This window comes from Plantibacter sp. (assembly GCF_059073635.1).
Genome location: NZ_JCACOF010000010.1, coordinates 504,530 through 521,933, shown reverse-complemented (window position 1 = coordinate 521,933; position 17,404 = coordinate 504,530). Strand labels below are relative to the sequence as shown.

The 17,404-nt window shown below is 71.8% G+C and carries 19 protein-coding genes and 3 pseudogenes; 11 read left to right on the top strand and 11 right to left on the bottom strand.

Features of this window, described 5'->3' with window-relative positions; translation table 11 throughout:
• Positions 1–35 precede the first annotated feature (35 nt).
• Positions 36–863: pseudogene (gene mmuM, locus AC5JOC_RS14635) on the top strand (homocysteine S-methyltransferase); the annotation flags it as partial.
• 22 nt (positions 864–885) lie between these two features.
• On the opposite strand, the gene AC5JOC_RS14630 reads toward mmuM, so the two are convergent.
• Both AC5JOC_RS14630 and AC5JOC_RS14625 read right to left on the bottom strand, forming a co-directional pair.
• A complete protein-coding gene (locus AC5JOC_RS14630) occupies positions 886–1,752 on the bottom strand; it encodes an SDR family oxidoreductase (protein WP_494246652.1) in 867 nt (288 codons plus the stop codon).
• Between the two features lie 54 nt (positions 1,753–1,806).
• Positions 1,807–2,394, bottom strand: coding sequence for a TetR/AcrR family transcriptional regulator (locus AC5JOC_RS14625; RefSeq protein ID WP_463530234.1), 588 nt, complete (start codon positions 2,392–2,394; stop codon positions 1,807–1,809).
• Positions 2,395–2,426: 32 nt separating this feature from the next.
• Between AC5JOC_RS14625 and AC5JOC_RS14620 the strand changes: the two genes are divergently transcribed.
• Positions 2,427–3,452 carry a DMT family transporter gene (locus AC5JOC_RS14620; protein ID WP_494246651.1) on the top strand — a complete coding sequence of 342 codons (1,026 nt, stop codon included), beginning with the start codon at positions 2,427–2,429 and terminating at the stop codon, positions 3,450–3,452.
• Here AC5JOC_RS14620 and AC5JOC_RS14615 read toward each other — a convergent pair.
• Both AC5JOC_RS14615 and AC5JOC_RS14610 read right to left on the bottom strand, forming a co-directional pair.
• The gene (locus tag AC5JOC_RS14615; protein ID WP_079706959.1) at positions 3,370–3,987 is read right to left on the bottom strand and encodes an FMN-binding negative transcriptional regulator; all 618 of its coding nucleotides are present in this window, start codon (positions 3,985–3,987) and stop codon (positions 3,370–3,372) included. The two genes, AC5JOC_RS14620 and AC5JOC_RS14615, sit on opposite strands and share 83 nt — an antisense overlap.
• Before the next feature lie 7 nt (positions 3,988–3,994).
• Positions 3,995–4,909, bottom strand: a complete 915-nt coding sequence (locus tag AC5JOC_RS14610; protein WP_494246650.1) for a DMT family transporter — start codon at positions 4,907–4,909, stop codon at positions 3,995–3,997.
• Here AC5JOC_RS14610 and AC5JOC_RS14605 point away from each other — a divergent pair.
• On the top strand, positions 4,908–6,320 hold the full coding sequence (locus AC5JOC_RS14605; protein WP_411558697.1) for an aminotransferase-like domain-containing protein: 1,413 nt from the start codon (positions 4,908–4,910) through the stop codon (positions 6,318–6,320). The genes AC5JOC_RS14610 and AC5JOC_RS14605 overlap by 2 nt on opposite strands.
• 21 nt (positions 6,321–6,341) lie before the next feature.
• Here the strand turns inward: AC5JOC_RS14605 and AC5JOC_RS14600 are convergent, their stop codons facing one another.
• On the bottom strand, positions 6,342–6,827 hold the full coding sequence (locus AC5JOC_RS14600; RefSeq protein ID WP_064294726.1) for a pyridoxamine 5'-phosphate oxidase family protein: 486 nt from the start codon (positions 6,825–6,827) through the stop codon (positions 6,342–6,344).
• A gap of 283 nt (positions 6,828–7,110) precedes the next feature.
• Between AC5JOC_RS14600 and AC5JOC_RS14595 the strand changes: the two genes are divergently transcribed.
• From AC5JOC_RS14595 to AC5JOC_RS14580, 4 genes are all read left to right on the top strand, one after another.
• A complete protein-coding gene (locus AC5JOC_RS14595; RefSeq protein WP_079706962.1) occupies positions 7,111–7,419 on the top strand; it encodes a hypothetical protein in 309 nt (102 codons plus the stop codon).
• Between the two features lie 81 nt (positions 7,420–7,500).
• Complete coding sequence (locus AC5JOC_RS14590; protein WP_202938192.1) at positions 7,501–7,833, top strand: biopolymer transporter Tol; 333 nt, start codon at positions 7,501–7,503, stop codon at positions 7,831–7,833.
• 100 nt (positions 7,834–7,933) lie between these two features.
• Positions 7,934–8,584, top strand: coding sequence for a DUF2975 domain-containing protein (locus AC5JOC_RS14585; RefSeq protein ID WP_494246649.1), 651 nt, complete (start codon positions 7,934–7,936; stop codon positions 8,582–8,584).
• Positions 8,584–8,823 carry a helix-turn-helix domain-containing protein gene (locus tag AC5JOC_RS14580; RefSeq protein ID WP_159879522.1) on the top strand — a complete coding sequence of 80 codons (240 nt, stop codon included), beginning with the start codon at positions 8,584–8,586 and terminating at the stop codon, positions 8,821–8,823. The genes AC5JOC_RS14585 and AC5JOC_RS14580 overlap by 1 nt, the downstream gene beginning before the upstream one ends.
• A gap of 18 nt (positions 8,824–8,841) precedes the next feature.
• Here AC5JOC_RS14580 and AC5JOC_RS14575 read toward each other — a convergent pair whose 3' ends face one another.
• The 6 genes and pseudogenes from AC5JOC_RS14575 to AC5JOC_RS14550 all read right to left on the bottom strand — a co-directional run bounded on the left by AC5JOC_RS14575 (position 8,842) and on the right by AC5JOC_RS14550 (position 14,011).
• Positions 8,842–9,714, bottom strand: a complete 873-nt coding sequence (locus tag AC5JOC_RS14575) for a FecCD family ABC transporter permease (protein ID WP_494246648.1) — start codon at positions 9,712–9,714, stop codon at positions 8,842–8,844.
• A gap of 153 nt (positions 9,715–9,867) precedes the next feature.
• Positions 9,868–10,923 (bottom strand): FecCD family ABC transporter permease, encoded by a 1,056-nt coding sequence (locus AC5JOC_RS14570; RefSeq protein ID WP_274500610.1) that lies wholly within the window; start codon positions 10,921–10,923, stop codon positions 9,868–9,870.
• A complete protein-coding gene (locus AC5JOC_RS14565) occupies positions 10,920–11,357 on the bottom strand; it encodes a hypothetical protein (RefSeq protein ID WP_494246908.1) in 438 nt (145 codons plus the stop codon). The genes AC5JOC_RS14570 and AC5JOC_RS14565 overlap by 4 nt, the downstream gene beginning before the upstream one ends.
• A pseudogene (locus AC5JOC_RS14560) lies at positions 11,350–11,721 on the bottom strand (ABC transporter substrate-binding protein); the annotation flags it as partial. The pseudogene AC5JOC_RS14560 and the gene AC5JOC_RS14565, both read right to left, overlap by 8 nt.
• Positions 11,722–11,912: 191 nt before the next feature.
• Positions 11,913–12,764 carry a siderophore-interacting protein gene (locus tag AC5JOC_RS14555; protein ID WP_494246647.1) on the bottom strand — a complete coding sequence of 284 codons (852 nt, stop codon included), beginning with the start codon at positions 12,762–12,764 and terminating at the stop codon, positions 11,913–11,915.
• 50 nt (positions 12,765–12,814) lie between these two features.
• The gene (locus AC5JOC_RS14550; protein ID WP_494246646.1) at positions 12,815–14,011 is read right to left on the bottom strand and encodes an MFS transporter; all 1,197 of its coding nucleotides are present in this window, start codon (positions 14,009–14,011) and stop codon (positions 12,815–12,817) included.
• Positions 14,012–14,132: 121 nt separating this feature from the next.
• On the opposite strand from AC5JOC_RS14550, the gene AC5JOC_RS14545 reads away from it, so the two are divergent.
• From AC5JOC_RS14545 to AC5JOC_RS14530, 4 genes and pseudogenes are all read left to right on the top strand, one after another.
• Positions 14,133–14,498: a MerR family transcriptional regulator gene (locus tag AC5JOC_RS14545; RefSeq protein WP_137243475.1), complete on the top strand. Its 366-nt coding sequence runs from the start codon at positions 14,133–14,135 to the stop codon at positions 14,496–14,498.
• Positions 14,499–14,538: 40 nt separating this feature from the next.
• Positions 14,539–15,492, top strand: a complete 954-nt coding sequence (locus tag AC5JOC_RS14540) for an alpha/beta hydrolase fold domain-containing protein (RefSeq protein ID WP_494246645.1) — start codon at positions 14,539–14,541, stop codon at positions 15,490–15,492.
• Between the two features lie 136 nt (positions 15,493–15,628).
• A pseudogene (locus tag AC5JOC_RS14535) lies at positions 15,629–16,699 on the top strand (glycoside hydrolase family 3 N-terminal domain-containing protein); the annotation flags it as partial.
• 322 nt (positions 16,700–17,021) lie between these two features.
• Positions 17,022–17,402 carry a glycoside hydrolase family 3 C-terminal domain-containing protein gene (locus AC5JOC_RS14530; protein WP_494246644.1) on the top strand — a complete coding sequence of 127 codons (381 nt, stop codon included), beginning with the start codon at positions 17,022–17,024 and terminating at the stop codon, positions 17,400–17,402.
• Positions 17,403–17,404: the final 2 nt, after the last annotated feature.

The following is a 17,404-nucleotide window of genomic DNA, read 5'->3' as shown; positions in this document are numbered from 1 at the left end:
CCAGTGGCGCCCCTCCCCGCGGTGGTGCGGGCACAATGGACGGCATGGATGTTCGGCGCGGTGTCTGGACCCTCGACGGCGGTCTCGGAACGCTGCTCGAGGCGCGCGGGCACGACCTCTCCGACGCGCTGTGGAGCGCTCGTCTGCTGCTTGAGGAGCCACGGGCGATTCTGGACGCTCATCGGGAGTTCTTCGCCGCCGGTGCGCAGATCGCGATCACCTCGTCGTACCAGGTCGGGTTCGACGCGTTCGAGCGCATCGGCATCGCGCCTCCCGAGACCGAACGGCTCCTGCGATCGAGCGTCGACGTGGCGCGTGCGGCGCGCGACACGCGGTCGGAATCGGACCCCGACGGCCCGCTCCTCGTCGCCGCGTCGGTCGGTCCGTACGGTGCGACGCTCGGCGACGGCTCGGAGTACGAGGGTGCCTCCGGTCTCAGCCGGACCGAGCTGCGGCAGTGGCACGAGCGGCGTCTGGCAGTGCTGGTCGACGCGGCCCCCGACCTCCTCGCCCTGGAGACCATCCCGACGCTCGACGAGGCGACGGCGCTCGCCGATCTGGTGCGGGGTTCGGGCGTGCCGGCATGGTTGTCGTTCACGGTGGAGGGCGGTCGTCTCCGCTCGGGCGAGCCGATGGCGGAGGGCTTCCGACTGGTCGAGGGGATCGACGAGTTCCAGGCCGTCGGTGTCAACTGCTCGCACCCGGACGAGGTCCTCCCGGCCATCGCCGCTGCGCGGTCCGTGACGGACAAGGCGGTGGTGGTCTACCCGAACTCGGGCGAGCGCTGGGACGCCGACGCCCGCTGTTGGCGCGGAGCCGCCGGGGTCGGCGAGGTGGAGGCCTGGCTGGAGGCCGGGGCGACGATCGTCGGCGGCTGCTGCCGGATCATGCCGGCCGACATCGCCGACATCCGTGCGCGGATCGGCCGGGACGCGACGCCCCTAGCCGACGTTGAACCCGCCGTTGCTCGAGAGCACCTGGCCGTTGATCCAGGAGCCCGGCCGGCGAGAACAGGAAGCGGACGAGGTCGGCGGTGTCGGACGGCGTTCCGAGCCGGCCGGCGGGCGTCGCCTCGGTGCCCCAGCGGCGGATGTCGTCGGTCATCCAGCCTGTGTCGATCGGACCCGGGTTGATGACGTTCGCCCGCACCCCGCGGTCGCCCAGCTCCACCGCCGCAGCGGTCACGATGCGGTCGAGCGCGCCCTTGCTGGCCCCGTAGGGGAGGTTGTGCACGGTGTGGTCGCTCGTGAGGGCGACGATGCGACCGGCCACCCGGGGCGGCGCCTCCTGCACGGGGAGCTGTTCGGCGAAGGCCTTGATGAGCAGCCACGTCGCGCGCGCGTTCACGGCGAAGTGACGGTCCCAGCTGTCGAGGTCCGTCGTGAGGATCGAGCTGTCGACCGACTCGCAGTGCGACATGACGAGCCCCGACACGGGACCCAGCTGCGCCGCCCGCCCGACGAGCTCGGCCGGGAACGCCGGGTCGGCGAGGTCGCCGAGCACGAGCTCGACGGTCACGCCGAGCGCACGGCACTCGTCGGCGATCGACTCGGGGTCGTCGGGGGTCCGCTCGTAGCCGACGCGGTCGTCGTAGGGTCGCCAGGCGTTGAGGACGAGGTTCCAACCGTCCGCGGCGAGACCGGTGGCGAGTCCCGCGCCGATCGAGCGGCGGCGCCCGACCCCGGTGACGATGGCGATGCGGTCGGTGCTGTTCTCGTGGTCGGCGGCGATGGCGTCGTCGGTGAAGTCCATCCCGAGACCCTACGCGATGTCGGGTTGTCGGCGACAGACCGGCGCCGGCTCCGGTCAGGCGGCCAGGAGTCGACGCGCGATCGCACGCGCGGTCTCGAACGGTTCGCGGAAGGTGCGCATCCCGACCGTCACGATGGCGCCCTCGTACAGCAGCATGAGTTCGCGGGCGCGCGCCCCGGGGTCCGACAGGCCGGCTTCGGTGATGAGCTCGGCGAAGCGGTCGAGGAGCCACTGCTTCTGTCGGGTGACCTCGGGAAGGACGAGGCCGCTCGTCGCGTGGTCGGGGATCTCCGCGCGGGCGTTGACGGCACTGCAGCCCTTGGGGCTGTTGTCGTCCGACCAGCCGATCGCCGCGTCGAAGATCGCGAGGATCCGGTCGATCCCGGGTTCCGGGTGCCGGGCGAGGAACTCGTCGACCCAGACGCGCCAGCGGGCGTCGCGATGCTGCAGGTAGGAGAGCACGAGGGCCTCCTTGCTGCCGAAGCGGTCGTAGAGCGTCTTCTTCGTGACCCCGGCCGCCTCCGCGATGGTGTCGACGCCGACCGCGTGGATGCCGTTCTCGTAGAAGAGCACGGAGGCGGCGTCGAGCACGCGTCGGGCGCCCGGCGTGAGGGGTGCGAGCTCTGGAGTGTCGACCGTCATGCGAAAACTATACCAGTCTGTATACTGCCGGGATGAGTAAACAGATCGGTATACCTGTGGTTCGTGCGATCCGCGCGGTCATCGTCCCCCTCGCGGCGATCGGGTTCGTCCTCGCGTGGAGCTCCGGGTTCATCGTCGCGAAGATCGGAACCGAGGACGTGCCGGTGCTCACCGTGCTCCTCTGGCGGTTCGTCCCGCTCGCCGTGGGGCTCGCGATCGTGCTACTGCTCAGCGGGCAGTGGCGGAACGCCACCCGGGCACAGGTGCGGTCGCAGCTCGTCATCGGCCTGTTCGCGCAGTTCGGCTACGTCGTGTTCGTCTACGCCTCGGTCGCCGTGGGCATCTCGACCGGGACGACCGCGCTCATCGACGCCGTCCAGCCGCTCGTCATCGCGGCGCTCGCCGGACCGCTGCTGCACGTGCGGGTCCCGGGCGCTCAATGGTTGGGGCTCGGGATCGGCGCAGTCGGGGTGTTCCTCATCGTGCAGTCCCAGTTCGGCGCCTCGGACGCACCGCCGATCGCCTACGCCCTGCCCGCACTGGCCATGGTCAGCCTCATCACCGCGACGATCCTGGAACGGCGCTCGCCGCACCGAGCCCCGGTCCTCCTCACGCTCACCGTCCACGCGACGGCGACCATGGTGCTCCTCGCCGTGCTCGCCCTCGCGACCGGTGAGGCGGTACCGCCGGGCGACGCGACCTTCTGGCTCACGACGCTCTTCCTCGCGCTCGTCCCGACGCTGTCGGCCTACGGGCTCTACTGGTGGCTGCTGCGTCGCATCGGGGTCACGGTCCTCAACGCGCTCCTGTTCCTCGTCGCGCCGACGACCGCCGTCGCGGGTGCGCTCCTGTTCCGGGAGCCGTTCACGCTCCTGACGGCCGGCGGGTTCCTGCTCAGTGCGGCGGGCGTCGCCCTCGTGCTCGTGAGCGACGCCCGCGGTCGCGTCGATGCCCGTCGGGTCAGGGCCCGTCGGGTCAGTGCCCCGCCGGCCGCCGATCCTGCTGACGGCGCATCTCCTCGGCCAGTGCCGGATTCCGCTCCGCAAGGTGCGCGGTGATGTCGTCGACCACCTCGGGCGTCTTGTTCTGACTGAGCTTCGCGCGGGCGTCGAAGCGGGTCACGCGCATCCGGAGGCCGACCGTCCCCTTCGCTGCGCGCCGGGTGCCGGCCTCGTCCTGGGACAGGTGGCGGCCGTCCGGTCGGTGGTCCTCGAAGTGGTCGGTGAGTCGCGAGAGCATCTCGTAGTTCTCGTCCTCGCTGAGGACCTCCGGCGTGCCGTACAGGTGCGCGGTGACGTGGTTCCACGTCGGGATCAGCTGGCCCTCCGGGTACCAGCTCGGCGAGACGTAGTCGTGCGGTCCCTGGATGATGACGAGGATCTCGTGCTCGCCGAGCTCGTGCGAGTGCTCGTCCGGTCGGCCGAAGTGGCTGACGATCGACAGCTCGTCCCGGTCCTCCTCGAGGATCGCCGGGTAGTGGGAGGCGACGAGACCGGTGCTCGCGGGCGAGACGAACGTCGCCCACGGGTGGTTGCGGATGAGGCGCTTGACCTCGTCGACGTCGGTCATCAGGTACGTGGGGGTGTGGCGCATGGTGGGGTCACTTCCGGTCGAGACGGGTGCGGACGGCGAGGCCGGCGCACAGGATGACCGCGAGCCCGCCGAGCACGGTGGCCCAGTCGAGTCGCTCGCGGAGGATGAGGGCCGCCCAGACGATGCTCAGCACCGGCTGGACGAGTTGGATCTGGCTGACCCGGGCGATCGGGCCGATCGCGAGTCCGCGATACCAGGCGAAGAAGCCGAGGAACATGCTCACGACGCCGAGGTAGCCGAACGCCAGCCAGCTGCCGATGGCTGCGGTCGGCGGCTGCTGGACGACCGACAGCGCTGTGAGGGCGACCATGAGCGGTGCTGCCACGACGAGCGCCCAGGAGATCGTCTGCCAGGAGCCCAGCTCCCGGGCGAGCAGTCCGCCCTCCGCGTAGCCGACGGCGGCCGCGACGACGGCGCCGAGGAGGAGGAGGTCCGACCAGGCCAGCGGCGCGAGGCCGCCGTGCTGCACCGAGGCGAACAGCATCGCCGCGACCGCGCCAGACCCCGCGAAGATCCAGAAGCGACGCGTCGGGCGCTCGCCGCCCCGGAGGACGGCGGCGACCGCCGTCGCCGCCGGGAGGAGGCCGATCACCACGGCGCTGTGACCGGCGGGAGCGGTGGTCAGCGCGAAGGAGGTCAGGAGCGGGAATCCGACGACGACGCCGCCGGCGACGATCGCGACGCGAGCCCACTGCACGCCGGTCGGTCGTCGCGCTCGCAGAGTGGCGAGGGTGATCGCGGCGAGCAGGGCTGCGACGACCGCGCGCCCGGAACCGATGAAGAGTGGCGAGAGTCCGACGAGTGCGACCTTCGTGACGGGGACCGTGAAGGAGAACGCCAGGACGCCGAGGAAGCCCCAGCCGAGCCCGCTGCGGGATAACACTCGCGCCGGCGTCACGATAACGCTACTCTGTGGACTCATGGACAACGATAGCACCGGGCGGATCGTCGCCGCCATGACCGCTTGGATCGCAGCGGCACCTCCGGGTGCACGCGTGCCCTCCAATCGGGCGTTGACCGCCGAGTTCGCAGCGAGCCCCGTCACCGTCCAGAACGCGATGCGCCAGCTCGCCGGCCGAGGGCTCATCGAGAGTCGGCCGGGCGTCGGCACCTTCGTGCGTGCGGCTCGTCCGGCGCGGTCGGTGGACTACGGCTGGCAGACCGCTGCGCTCGGCGCGCTGCCGTGGCGCTCTGGCGCGCTCTCCTCGGCGCAACGGTCGGTCGCACCCGCCGCGATCGCGATGCACTCCGGATACCCCGCCCGAGAACTGTTGCCTGAACGGCTGGTCCGCGCCGCGCTCGCGCGTGCCGCCCGCACCGACGTGGCGATGACCCGATCACCGGCGGCCGGCTCGCCGGAACTCCAGGCGTGGTTCGCAGCCGACCTCGCGGCAGCCGCACCGCCCGGGGTCACGCCGCCGACCGCGCGGGACGTCATCGTGATCTCCGGCAGCCAGAGCGGACTCAGCTCGATCTTCCGGGCACTCGTCGGCCCGGGGCAGCCGATGCTCATCGAGTCGCCGAGCTACTGGGGTGCGATCCTCGCGGCCGAGCAGGCGGGTGTGACGCTGGTCCCCGTGCCGACCGGCCCGGACGGACCGGACCCGGACGTCGTGGAGCGCGCGTTCCAGGACACCGGTGCGCGGGCGTTCTACGCACAGCCGACCTTCGCGAATCCGACCGGCGGCCGCTGGTCGCCGGAGACGGGGGTCGCGATCCTCGAGACCGTCCGGCGGCACGGCGCGTTCCTCATCGAGGACGACTGGGCGCACGACCTCGCGATCGACGTCGATGCCCGGCCGCTCGCCGCGCTCGACGACGACGGACACGTCATCTACCTGCGGTCGCTGACCAAGAGCGTCTCGCCGGCGCTGCGGGTCGCCGCCGTCATCGCGCGGGGGCCCGCCCACGACCGGATCCTGGCCGACCTGGCCGCCGAGTCGATGTACATCAGTGGGGTCCTGCAGGCCGCGGCCCTCGACGTGGTCACCCAGCCCGGGTGGCGGTCGCACCTCCGTGGTCTGCGACCGCTCCTCCGGGCCCGGCGGGACCTGCTCGTCGCGAGCCTGCGCGAGCACGCCCCGACGGCGCACCTCGAGCGGCTGCCGCTCGGTGGACTGAACCTGTGGCTGCGGCTCCCGGAAGGCACCGATGTGCCGCGCGTGGTCCGCACCTGCGAGAGCCGTGGGCTCATCGTCTCCGACGGCACCGAGTGGTTCCCGGCGGAGCCCGCGGGGTCCTACCTCCGGGTCAACTACTCCGGCGAGGACGCGGGTCGCTTCGATGAGGCGGCCCGCATCCTCGGCGGTGTCCTGGCGGACGAACGCGCCTGAAGGTGTCCAGGCGACCGTTCGTTACAGGTCGAGCTTCGCGTTGTCGCCGCCGTCGTAGGTCTCGCCGGTGACCTTCGACTTCACGAACGCGACGGCGGTCGCGATCTTGCCGCCGGGGCTGTCCCAGTACTCGGCGCTGTCGGCCGAGAACTTCAGCAGACCGACGCGCGGGTCGGAGGGGCCGTCCGGGAACCAGGCCTCGACGACGCTGTTCCAGAGCTCTTCCAGCTTGGCGTGGTCCTCGACGAGCTCGGCGGTGCCGGCGAGCGACACCCATGAGCTGTCCGAGCTCAGCGTGACGCCGGCGTTCGGGTTGACGTCGAGCTGCTGGACGGCGGAGGCGTCCTTGCCGACGATGAACCACAGGTCGCCGTCGAACTCGCGCTCCTGGACGGTGAGCGGGTGGGCGACGAGCTTGCCGTCGAGGTCCACCGTGGTGAGCATCGCGAAGCGGAAGTCCGCGAGCAGCTTGTTGAGGGTCGTGTAGGGGTCGGTGTCTCCGGCCATGGGGGTCTCCTTCGTCTCGTCGACCGGCCCGTCGGTGTCGGGGTGCCGGTCTGCGTGGCTCGCAGCCTACGACTCGCGGCTCCGACCGCACCTGGATGGTGCCGACCGTTGACGCGAGGCGGATCTTCTGCTCCTGCGGCGACTCCGGTCGTCGTGTCCGGTCGCCGACTCCAGTCGACGTCTCCGGTCGCCCCATCGCACATCTCGTGCGCGAGCGCCATGCTCCCGCCGTTCCCGGGTCCGCTCACTACCCTGGACGCTTCACCACCGTAGGGAGAGACACATGAACACCTCATCGCTCACGAACCAGATCAACGAGGCGCTCGCGGCACTTGGCGGCGGTCCGTTCCTCACGACGAAGACCACCGAGAAGGACGCCACGACCACGGTCACCGGCACCCTCGGCGACAGCGAGATCCACATCGACTTCATCGAGGAGGGCAACGGCACCGAGGCCGAGAAGGACCACACGGTCGTCGTCCGCGACGCCTCGGGCAAGCAGATCGGCGAGGGACGCGGCGACTCGACCTTCGCCGACGCCATCTCCGCCTTCGGCTGGGCGGGCGTGCTCGACGCCGTCAAGAACGGCTGATCGCGTCGTCATGACCTCCAGGGTCCGGTCTCGTCCGCATTCGCGGTGGGCCGGGCCCTGCGTCGTCTCCAGGAGGCACCCGTGACGCCGCGATCGGACGACGGGCCGGTGGAGGACGAGCACTGGTTCGTCGTGAACGGCAGGCGCTGGCGCCGGACGGATCCGAGTCTGCCGTCGGAGCTCGTCGCGTCCCTGCAGTCCCATCTCGGCCGCGGGCGCTCGGGCGTCGGCGTCGCGAAGCGGGCGGGTGACGACGACGCTGTCGCTGCTGCCCGCCGTCGCGTCGGCCTCGCCAAGCACGGGCTCGGTGAACGCGGCCCGAAGTGGTGGGAGGAGCCGGCGGCTGATCGACTCGAGCGCGCCGAGGCGGCGCTGCGTGAGCTCGAGGCGCTCGACGAGTCGCCGCCCGGGTGATCCGGTCGGGTGGACGTGCTCTCCGCCCCCTCTTGCGTTCTGATCGGTCTCGGCATATCGTTTATCGATACCAACGACAATCGATATGGATGTGATGATCATGACCGAGTCCACCGATCGCCCGACGCCGTCCGGCTTCGACCACGCGGCCTGGCAGGCTGCGAAGACCCAGCGCTCCAACCGCAACGACCTCGTGTCCGTGCTCGGTGCCGCCGTCGTCGCGGCAGGGGCTGTCGTCGTCACGCTCGTCCTCCGGCTGCTCGACGTCTTCGGCACCGACGGGACCCGGGTGCCCGTGTTCTTCGACGCCGTCGACGCAGTCCTGCCGGGTGCGGCAGGAGCCGGCGCCTTCACGATCGACCAGGGTTCGGTCGTCGTGGCCGACCTCCCGGTGGTGACCTTCGTGTGCGTGCTGCTCGCCGCGATCCTGCCGGCGATCGCGAACCTCGTGGTCATCGTCTGCGCGTTCCGCTTCTTCCGCCGCCTGCTGCGTGGCGATGCCTTCGCGCCCGGGAACGCACGGCTGCTCTCGATCGCCTCCATCGCCATCCTCTGCGGGTGGATCGCGGACACCTGGTTCGGCACGATGGCGTCCAACGGCGCGCTCGCGGCCGCGACCGACGGCGCCGTCGAAGGAACCCCCTACCCGCTCACCTGGATCCCGTTCTTCGTCGCCATGGCGGTCGGCGGCCTCGCGATCGCCTTCCGCGCCGGTGAGCGCCTGCGCGCCGACACCGAGGGACTCGTCTGATGGTGCCGGCGCCCGAGGAGGACATCGCGACCGGCGTGCACTGCAACCTCGACCGGTTGCTCGCCGACCGCGGTCTCACCCTCGCCCGGCTCAGCGAGCTCGTCGGGGTGAGCGTGGTGAACCTGTCGGTGCTGAAGAACGACCGCGCGAAGGCGATCCGGTTCTCGACGCTGACGGCGATCTGCCGGGTGCTCGACTGCACGGTCGGCGAACTGCTGGAGCTCGACGACGCCCGCTGAGTGGTCCGGTACCGACCGTCAGCGCCGGCGTTCCCGGAGCAGCAACTGCGTGAGGTACAGCCCGCCGACGACCACCGTGACGACGCCGACCGGCACCGTCAGCGGGATCAGATGCTGGGCCACGAGGTCGGATGCGAGGAGCAGGACGCCGCCGACGAGCCCCGTCGCGACCAGCGGGATGCCCGGCGAGCGGGTCAGTCGGCGTGCGATCTGCGGAGCGGCCAGGGCGATGAACGCGATCGGGCCGGCGACCGCGGTCACCGCGCTCACCAGCGCGACCGCGAGGCCGATGAGGATGGCGCGTTCGCGGGTGAGGCGCACCCCGGTCGCGGCAGCCACGTCGTCGCCGAGTTCGAGCTGGCGGAGCGGACGGGCGGCGAACGGCAGGACCGCGAAGAGCACCACGAGGCACGCGAGTGCCGGCCAGACGACGGTCGCGGTCGCGGTGTTGAGCGTCCCCGCGCCCCAGGCCGCCGCGAAGAGCGCGACGTCGAGGTCGGCCCGGAGCAACAGCCAGCTGTTGAACGCGGCGAGCATGGCCGAGACGCCGATGCCCACGACGATGAACCGGAAGCCCGACAAGCCCTGGCGGAGGGCCAGGAGGAAGATCGCGACCGCGGCAGCCAGACCGCCGAGCAGCGACCCGGCCATCAACGCCGGCCAGCTGCCGCCGAGGAGGAGGAGCGCGACGAGCATCCCGGTGAACGAACCGTTCGCGAGGCCGATGATGTCGGGGCTCGCGAGCGGATTCCGGGTGAGCGTCTGGAAGATCGCTCCCGAGACACCGAGCGCTGCGCCGAAGCCGATCGCCGCGAGCACGCGGGGCAGTCGCCAGTCCAGCACGACGGTGCGCGCCAGGCCGTCGACGCGTCCGGTGAGGACGCCGATCACCTCGTCGGTGGTCAGCGGGTAGTCGCCGAGCGCGAGACCGGCGATCCCCGCGACGACGATCGCCAGGAGTGCGGCGGCGCAGACGAGAAGGGCTCCGTCGTGCCGGTCGGCGCCCGGTGATCGGACCGGCGGTCACCTGTTCCCGTGTCGTGCTCACAGTCCCGAGGCCGTTCTGCGTCGGGCGAGCGCGATGAGGACGGGCGCCCCGACGAACGCGGTCACGAGCCCGACGGGCATCTCGCCCGGGAGCACCGCGATCCGTCCGACGACGTCGGAGCACAGCACGAGGACGCAGCCGACGAGGACCGAACCCCCGAGGATGCGGCGCTGATCACTGCCGACCGACCAGCGCACGAGGTGGGGCACGACGAGGCCGACGAAGGCGATCGGCCCGGCGATCGCGGTGGCGCCACCGGCGAGCAGGGTCACCGCGGCGAGCACCAGGATGCGACTGCGCGTGACGCTGACGCCCTGTGCTCTGGCGACGTCCGGGCCGAGGGCGATCGCGTTCAGGCTCCGCGCGCTCGCCGCGGCCAGGACGAGCCCCACGGCGAGGAAGGGGAGGACCGGCACGACGACACCGAGGTCGCGTTCGAGCAGGCTGCCGGCGTTCCAGCCGCGCATCCGGTCGAACGCGTCGGGGTGGGTGATGGCGATCCCCGTCGTCAGCCCGGCGAGTACGGCACCGAACGCGACACCCGTGACGGTGAGGCGGGCGGTGGAGGACTGCTCACGCCCGCCGGAACCGATCGCGTACACGACGAGGGTGACGACGAGCGCCCCACCGCAGGCGAGCCAGGCGATGTCGCCCGGCGCTCGGACACCGAGGAACGCCAGGCCGACGGCGACCGCGAAGCCTGCCCCGGCGTTGACGCCGAGGATGCCGGGGTCGGCGAGCGGATTCCGGGTGAACGCCTGCATGAGCGCGCCAGCGACGCCCAGGGCCGCACCGACGGCCAGCGCCGCGACCGTGCGCGGCACCCGCTGATCCCACACGACGAAGTTCGCCTCGTCCGAGCCCGTGCCGAGGAGCGCCGCACGGACGTCATCCGGTGCGATCGGGTTCGCGCCGACGAACAGCGACAGGAGGACGGCGACCGCGAGCGCCGCGACGCCCGCGAGCAGTGGGATGAGCAGGCGGTGTCGCCGCGGCGCCCGCCCGCTCACCGAGGTGTCGCGGGCGGTCAGGATCGCGGTCGGCTTCGTCACGACCCGTCGGAGAGCAGCCGGTCGAGGTCGTCGAGGACGGCCATGCCGCCGAGGGGGCCGACGCCGGTGATCCAGAAGGACTGGTCGACGAGGTGCAGCTCGGGGAAGGCGTCCGTGTTCGCGGTGAGCGAGGCGGGCAGCGTCGAGGTGTCGTCGGGGTCGACGCTCGTCACGAAGACCTGGTCGGCCTTCGCCTCGAGCACGCGCTCGGGGGAGAGGTCGAGGGAGATGTCCTCCCAGGCGTGTTCGGGCGTCGTGAACCCGGCGCACTCGAGGGTGCTGCCGGCGAAGGAGGTCGGGCCGTAGAGCGTCAGGACACCGTCGCGGGGGCGGATCAGCTGTGCCGTCTTGCCGGCGGTGTCGTGCTCCTTCGGCGATCTCCGCGCAGCGTGCGTCGTAGGCGTCGAGGAGTTCGTCCGCGCCGTCCGGGTCACCGAGTGCTTCGGCGACGAACTGCACGTTGTCGCGCCAGGGGTCGGTCTGCGTCGCCATGAACACGGTCGGCGCGATCTCGGACAACTGGTCGTACAGGGCGGAGTGCCGCGACTCGGTGCCGATGATGAGGTCGGGCTTCGCGGCGGCGATCAGCTGCACGTTCGGCTCCGCCACGGTCCCGACGGTGGGGATGTCGGCGGCCTCCTCGCCGAGGTAGGCGGGGACGCCGGCGGTCTCGTTCAGCACCGCTGCGCCCACCGGGGTGATGCCGAGCGCGACGGTCGTGTCGAGCTGCACCGGTTCGAGGACGACGACCCGCTTGGGTGCGTCGGGGATGCTGGTCTCGCCGTGGGCGTGCTCCATGACGTGGGTCGCGCTCGTCGCGGTGTCCGAGGGGGTCGAGGCGCTCGAGCTGCTGCAGGCGGAGAGGCCGAGGGCGGCGATGGAGAGGGCGGCGACGGCGACGAGACGTCGACGATGGGCGAGGGGGAGGGGCACGGATCACCTTTCGAACGGGTCGCGACGCATGCGACCGAGTAAGGCAAGCATAACCTTCATTCGGGTGTGGCTCTGGGGCGAGCGTTCCAGTAGCCCTGCCCGTGGACGCGCTCCGGGTCGATCCCGTGGTCGGTCGTCGCAGCGCGCAGGAGGGGGATCCGGGTGCTCTCGGTCACCAGCCAGGCGGCGAAGCCGGTGCCCAGAGTCGCCGCCGACGACCCGTGTGTCCGGAGCCACTGTTCGACGCCGGCGACGAGCGCGTCACCGCCCGCCTGCCCGGCCCGTTCATGGACCTCGACCGTGTGACGCTCGAGCAGCGGCCCGAGCAGGGCGGTGTCGGCGGGGTCGCCGAGCTCGAGGAGGACGTGGGCGCGGACGTCCTCGTCGAGGGAGCGCAGGATCCCGTGGACGGCGGGGAAGGCCGTCTCGTCGGCGGCGATGAGGACGGTCGTCGCGGTGCCGGGCGCCCACTGGACGCCGTGTGTCGGGTCGCCGCGACGGACGTCCGGCCCCGAGACGAGCAGCCGGTCGCCCACCCGCGCGCCGAGCGCCCATCGACTGGCCGGGCCCGCCGGCTCGTGGATGAACACGTCGAGGTCGACCTCCTGCTGCGCCGGCCTGACGCGATGGGCCGTGTAGCTGCGCATCACCGGGCGGTCCGCCGGTGGGAGTGCGCGCCAGGCCCGCCGCCACGCGTGCTCCGGCAGGCCGTCGTGGAGTCCGTCCGGGTAGGCGCCGTCGTCTCCCGGCAGCAGGATCTTGATCCGCTGGTCCCGCTCGTACGGGGCGAAGTCGGCGAGCGAGGCACCGGCGAGGGTGAGGCGGAGGAAGCCGGGGGACAGCCGTTCCGTGCGGTCCACGACCGTGTCGAACAGGATGTTCGGCGAGTGGAGGAACGGGACGGGCATCGCATCGAGTCTAGGAGGACCCGGCGCTGGCGTGCCGGGTCCTCCGTCGTTCACCCGCGGCGGACGGCGCGTGCGATCACGGCGCAGAGGGGGATGGCGACGACGGTCAGCGCGGCCGCTGCCGGGAGGAGCAGGGCCGGGCCCCAGGTGCCGAGGATGATCCCGCCGACCGCCCCGCCGGTGGCGATCGAGCAGTTCCACACCGTGACGAGCGCCGACTGGGCCGCGTCCGCAGCGTTCCCGGCGACCCGGGCGATCGCCACCTGGAAGAGCACGGAGTAGGCGCCGAAGGCGAGCCCCCAGCCTGCCGCGGCGATGAGGAGGACGACGACCGGGGGATCCCAGGCCACGACGGCGAGGCCGACGGTCCCGAGGAGGGCGGCCGTGAGGATGGTCGTCCCGAGGCGCAGGTTCGCCAGCCGTCCGGCGCCGAGCGTGCCGACGACCGACGCCACACCGAAGGTGGCGAGGAGCACCCCGAGCGGCACGGGCGTCCCGCGGGAGGACAGGACCGGTGCGAGGTAGGTGTACGCGATGTTCTGGCCGATGATGCAGACGGCGAGGGCGACGAGGATCGTCACGACCGCGGGGATGCGGAGCGCCGCACCCATGCGTGTCGAACGCCCGGGGGCGCTGCCTGCCACGCGGGGAGCGACGACGACCGCGAGGACGCCGAGGAGCGCGGTGGCGGCGGCGACGATCCCGAACACCGTGCGCCAACCGAACTCCTCACCGAGGACCGCGCCGGCCGGGACGCCGAGCGCGAAGCCGAGTGTGGCACCGGACAGCACGACGCCGAGTGTGGAGCCGAACCGCTCCGGGGTGGTGAACCCGCGCGTGTACCCCGGGAGCATCGCCCAGACGACGCCGGCCACGAGCCCCGCGACGAACCGGGTCGCGAGATGCGTGAGCAGCTCGGGCGCGACGGCCGTGCCGGCGTTCGCGAGCGCCGAGACGATCAGGGCGAGCAGTACGACCGTCCGGCGGTCGAGCTTCGCGAGCGCACGGCTGAGCGGGATCGCGGCGACGATGCAACCGAGTGCGAAGACGGCGACGCTCTGGCCCGCGATCGACTCCGAGACGCCCAGGTCGGCGGCCATCGCGGGGAGGACCCCGGCCGGGAGCACCTCGGTGAGGAGCGTCACGAATCCGACGGCGGCGAGGAGCAGCGCGGTCGGGAGGGGAGAGCGGGTTCGGGTGGCAGGAGGGGTCGTGGATCGTGCCGTGCGCACGCTGTCGGTGGTCATGTCGGTGAGTCTCCCGGCCTGCCACTGGTGGCAGGGTCAAGTCGACGAGGGTGCGCCGGGAATATCCGCCCGGCACCGACGGCTGCTCCAAGAGGACACAACTCGGTCGAAGGGGTCTTGCATGCGCATCGGCGAACTGGCGGCGGCCACCGGGAGCACGCCGCGGCTGCTCCGGTACTACGAGGAACAGGGGTTGCTGCGCCCGACCCGCTGCCCGAACGGGTACCGCGAGTACGGGGACCACCTCGTCGCGAAGGTGCAGCGCATCCGCGAGCTGATCGCCGTCGGCATGCCGACCGCGCTCATCCTCCAGGTCCTGCCCTGCTTCGAGGACGACGACACGATCTACCAGGTGACGCCCTCGGCGGAGGTGCTGGAGCGGTTGCTCGAGCATCGCGAGCGACTGGATGCGAAGCTCGGCTGCATCCAGGAGAGCCGGGACGCCATCGACGTCTACCTCCACCGCGTCGGCGGCATCGTGGTCTGAGTCGGCTGAGTCGACCGAGTCTGCTGGGTAGGCTCGGCGCATGTCACTCGATCCGTACTACCGCGACCGCCTGAGCCTCTTCGACGGGTTCTCGAACGCCGATCGCGCCGCCGCCGGCGGGACCCTCGACGAGGCGTTCCAGGAACGACTCGTCGCATACGGTGACGACGGGCCGTGGAGCCCACCGAGCGACGTGGTGATCACCGACGAGGTCGTCGACGGTCCGCACGGCACGGTCCCGATCCGACGCTACGTCCCGGCCGACCCCAGTGGTGTCGCCCTCCTCTGGGTGCACGGCGGCGGCTTCGCGGCGGGGACGCTCGACTGGCCGGAGGCGCACGTCGTGAGCGCCGAACTGGCGGCGCGAGCGGGTGCCGAGGTCGTCTCCGTCGACTACCGACTGGCGGACGGCACGACGCGATACCCGGTGCCGCTCGACGACGTGCTCGCGGTCTGGGAGCAGCTCGACGACGAGCGGTCGGCCGTTCCCGGTGCGCGGACGGCCATCGGTGGGGCCAGCGCCGGAGCGGCCCTCGCGCTCGCCGCGTCACTCCGCAGCGATCGACGTGCGGACGCCGTGCTGCTGGCCTACCCGTTCCTGCACGCCGTCGTGCCAGCCCTGCCCGCGGACGTCCTGGCCGAGATGGCGGTCCTCCCGGACTTCATGCGGTTCCCGACCGAGTCGATCGACTGGATGGTCGGGAACTACGTCGGTCGCCTGGAGGACGTGCCCGAGCTCGCCCTGCCGGGAATCGTCCCCGTGACCCCGGACCGCCCGCCGCTGTCGGTCCTGCTCTCGGAGTTCGACGACCTCCGGCCGTCGGGGGAGCTGCTCATCGCGGCGTCGGAGGCCGCCGGTGCTCCCGTCCGCAGTCGGCTCGAGCCAGGCGTCCTCCATGGCCACCTCAATCGCCATCCGGTCGCGCCAGGCGTCTCCCCGTCGCTGGACTGGCTGGCCGACGGGCTGCGCGCCATGGGGAATCACGCCGACTGAGTCTTGCGTGATCCTCGTCAGCGGGCATACTGGAGTCACGCTCCGTTCCCGAACGGAGTTCGGTTTTCGCTTCCGGCTCGCCTGAGCCCGGGTGATCCCGACGCCGCCCCACTCACTGACGAGAAACGGACCACCCATGAGCGAGCATGAACCGGCGCTGCCCTACCGCGACGCGAGCCTGCCGGTGGAGGACCGGGTGGAGGACCTCCTCGGACGGATGACCGTCGCCGAGAAGGCCGGCATGCTCTTCCAGACGATGATCGCCCCGGGGCCCATCGACGAGGCGAACCCGCACATGGGACTCGCGAGTGGCGAGCACATGATCGGCGAGCAGCTCATGTCCCACTTCAACGTCCTCGGCACCGCGCCCGACACGACGGCGCTCGCCGAGTGGACCAACGCCCTGCAGGAGCGCGCGTCGCGCACGCGACTCGGCATCCCGGTCACGCTGTCGACCGACCCGCGCAACCACTTCACCGACAACGTGGGGACGGCGGCCCGCGCGGGCGCCTTCTCGCAGTGGCCCGAGACGCTCGGCCTCGCGGCGATCGGATCGGTCGACCTCGTCGAGGCGTTCGCCGACACCGCGCGGCAGGAGTACCTCGCCGTCGGGATCCGGCTGGCGCTCCACCCGCAGGTCGACCTCGCGACCGAGCCGCGCTGGTCGCGCATCGGTGGCACGTTCGGTGAGGACGCCGAGCTCAGTGCCGAACTCGTCGCCGGCTACATCCGAGGGTTCCAGGGTGCCGAACTCGGGCCGCAGTCGGTCTCCACGATGACGAAGCACTTCCCGGGTGGTGGGCCCCAGCTCGACGGGGAGGACCCGCACTTCGCCTACGGGCGCGAACAGGTGTACCCCGGCGACAACTTCGACTACCACCTCATCCCGTTCCGCGCCGCGATCGCCGCCGGAGCCGCGCAGATGATGCCGTACTACGGCATGCCCGTCGGGACCGAACACGAGGAGGTCGCGTTCGCCTTCAACCACGGGATCATCACCGGGCTCCTCCGCGAGGAGCTCGGCTTCGCAGGCATCGTCTGCACCGACTGGGGACTCGTCACCGACACGTCGATCATGGGGCAGGACATGCCCGCGCGGGCCTGGGGCCTGGAGCACCTCGACGAGCTGTCCCGGGTCGAGCGCATCCTGCAGGCCGGCTGCGACCAGTTCGGTGGCGAGGCCCGACCCGAGCTCGTCGTCGAACTCGTCGAGCAGGGACGTGTCACCGAGGACCGTGTCGACGCCTCGGTGCGCCGACTGCTGCGCGAGAAGTTCGTGCTCGGGCTCTTCGAGCAGCCGTACGTCGACGCGGGCGCCGCGAGCGGGATCGTCGGCCGCGCGGACTTCGTCGCCGCCGGCGAGGCCGCACAGCGCCGCGCGTTCACCGTCCTGACGAACGTGGAGGAGACGCTGCCGGTGCGCTCGCCGCGTCCGCAGGTTGTACCTCGAGGGCGTCGATCCCGAGCTCGCGGGCGCGTACGGCGAGGTCGTCGCGGATCCGGCTTCGGCGGACGTCGCCCTCGTGCGCATGCAGACGCCGTACGAACCGCGGCCCGGCGGCTTCGAGGCCATGTTCCACGCCGGATCGCTCGACATCCCGGCCGACGAGGTCGAGCGGTTGCGGGCGCTCGCGCTGACGGTGCCGACCGTGCTCGACATGCACCTCGACCGACCGGCGATCCTCACCGGGGTGGCGGATGCGGTCGCGGCGCTCGTCGCGAGCTTCGGCGGCAGTGACGCGGCGTTCCTCGACGTCGTCTTCGGTCGGGCGCTGCCGGAGGGCCGGCTGCCGTTCGACCTGCCGCGCTCGATGGCGGCCGTCGAGGCGAGTCGGTCCGACGTCCCCTACGACACCGAGGACCCGCTCTTCCGTTTCGGCCACGGCCTCACGTACCCCGCTGGTCGCTGAGC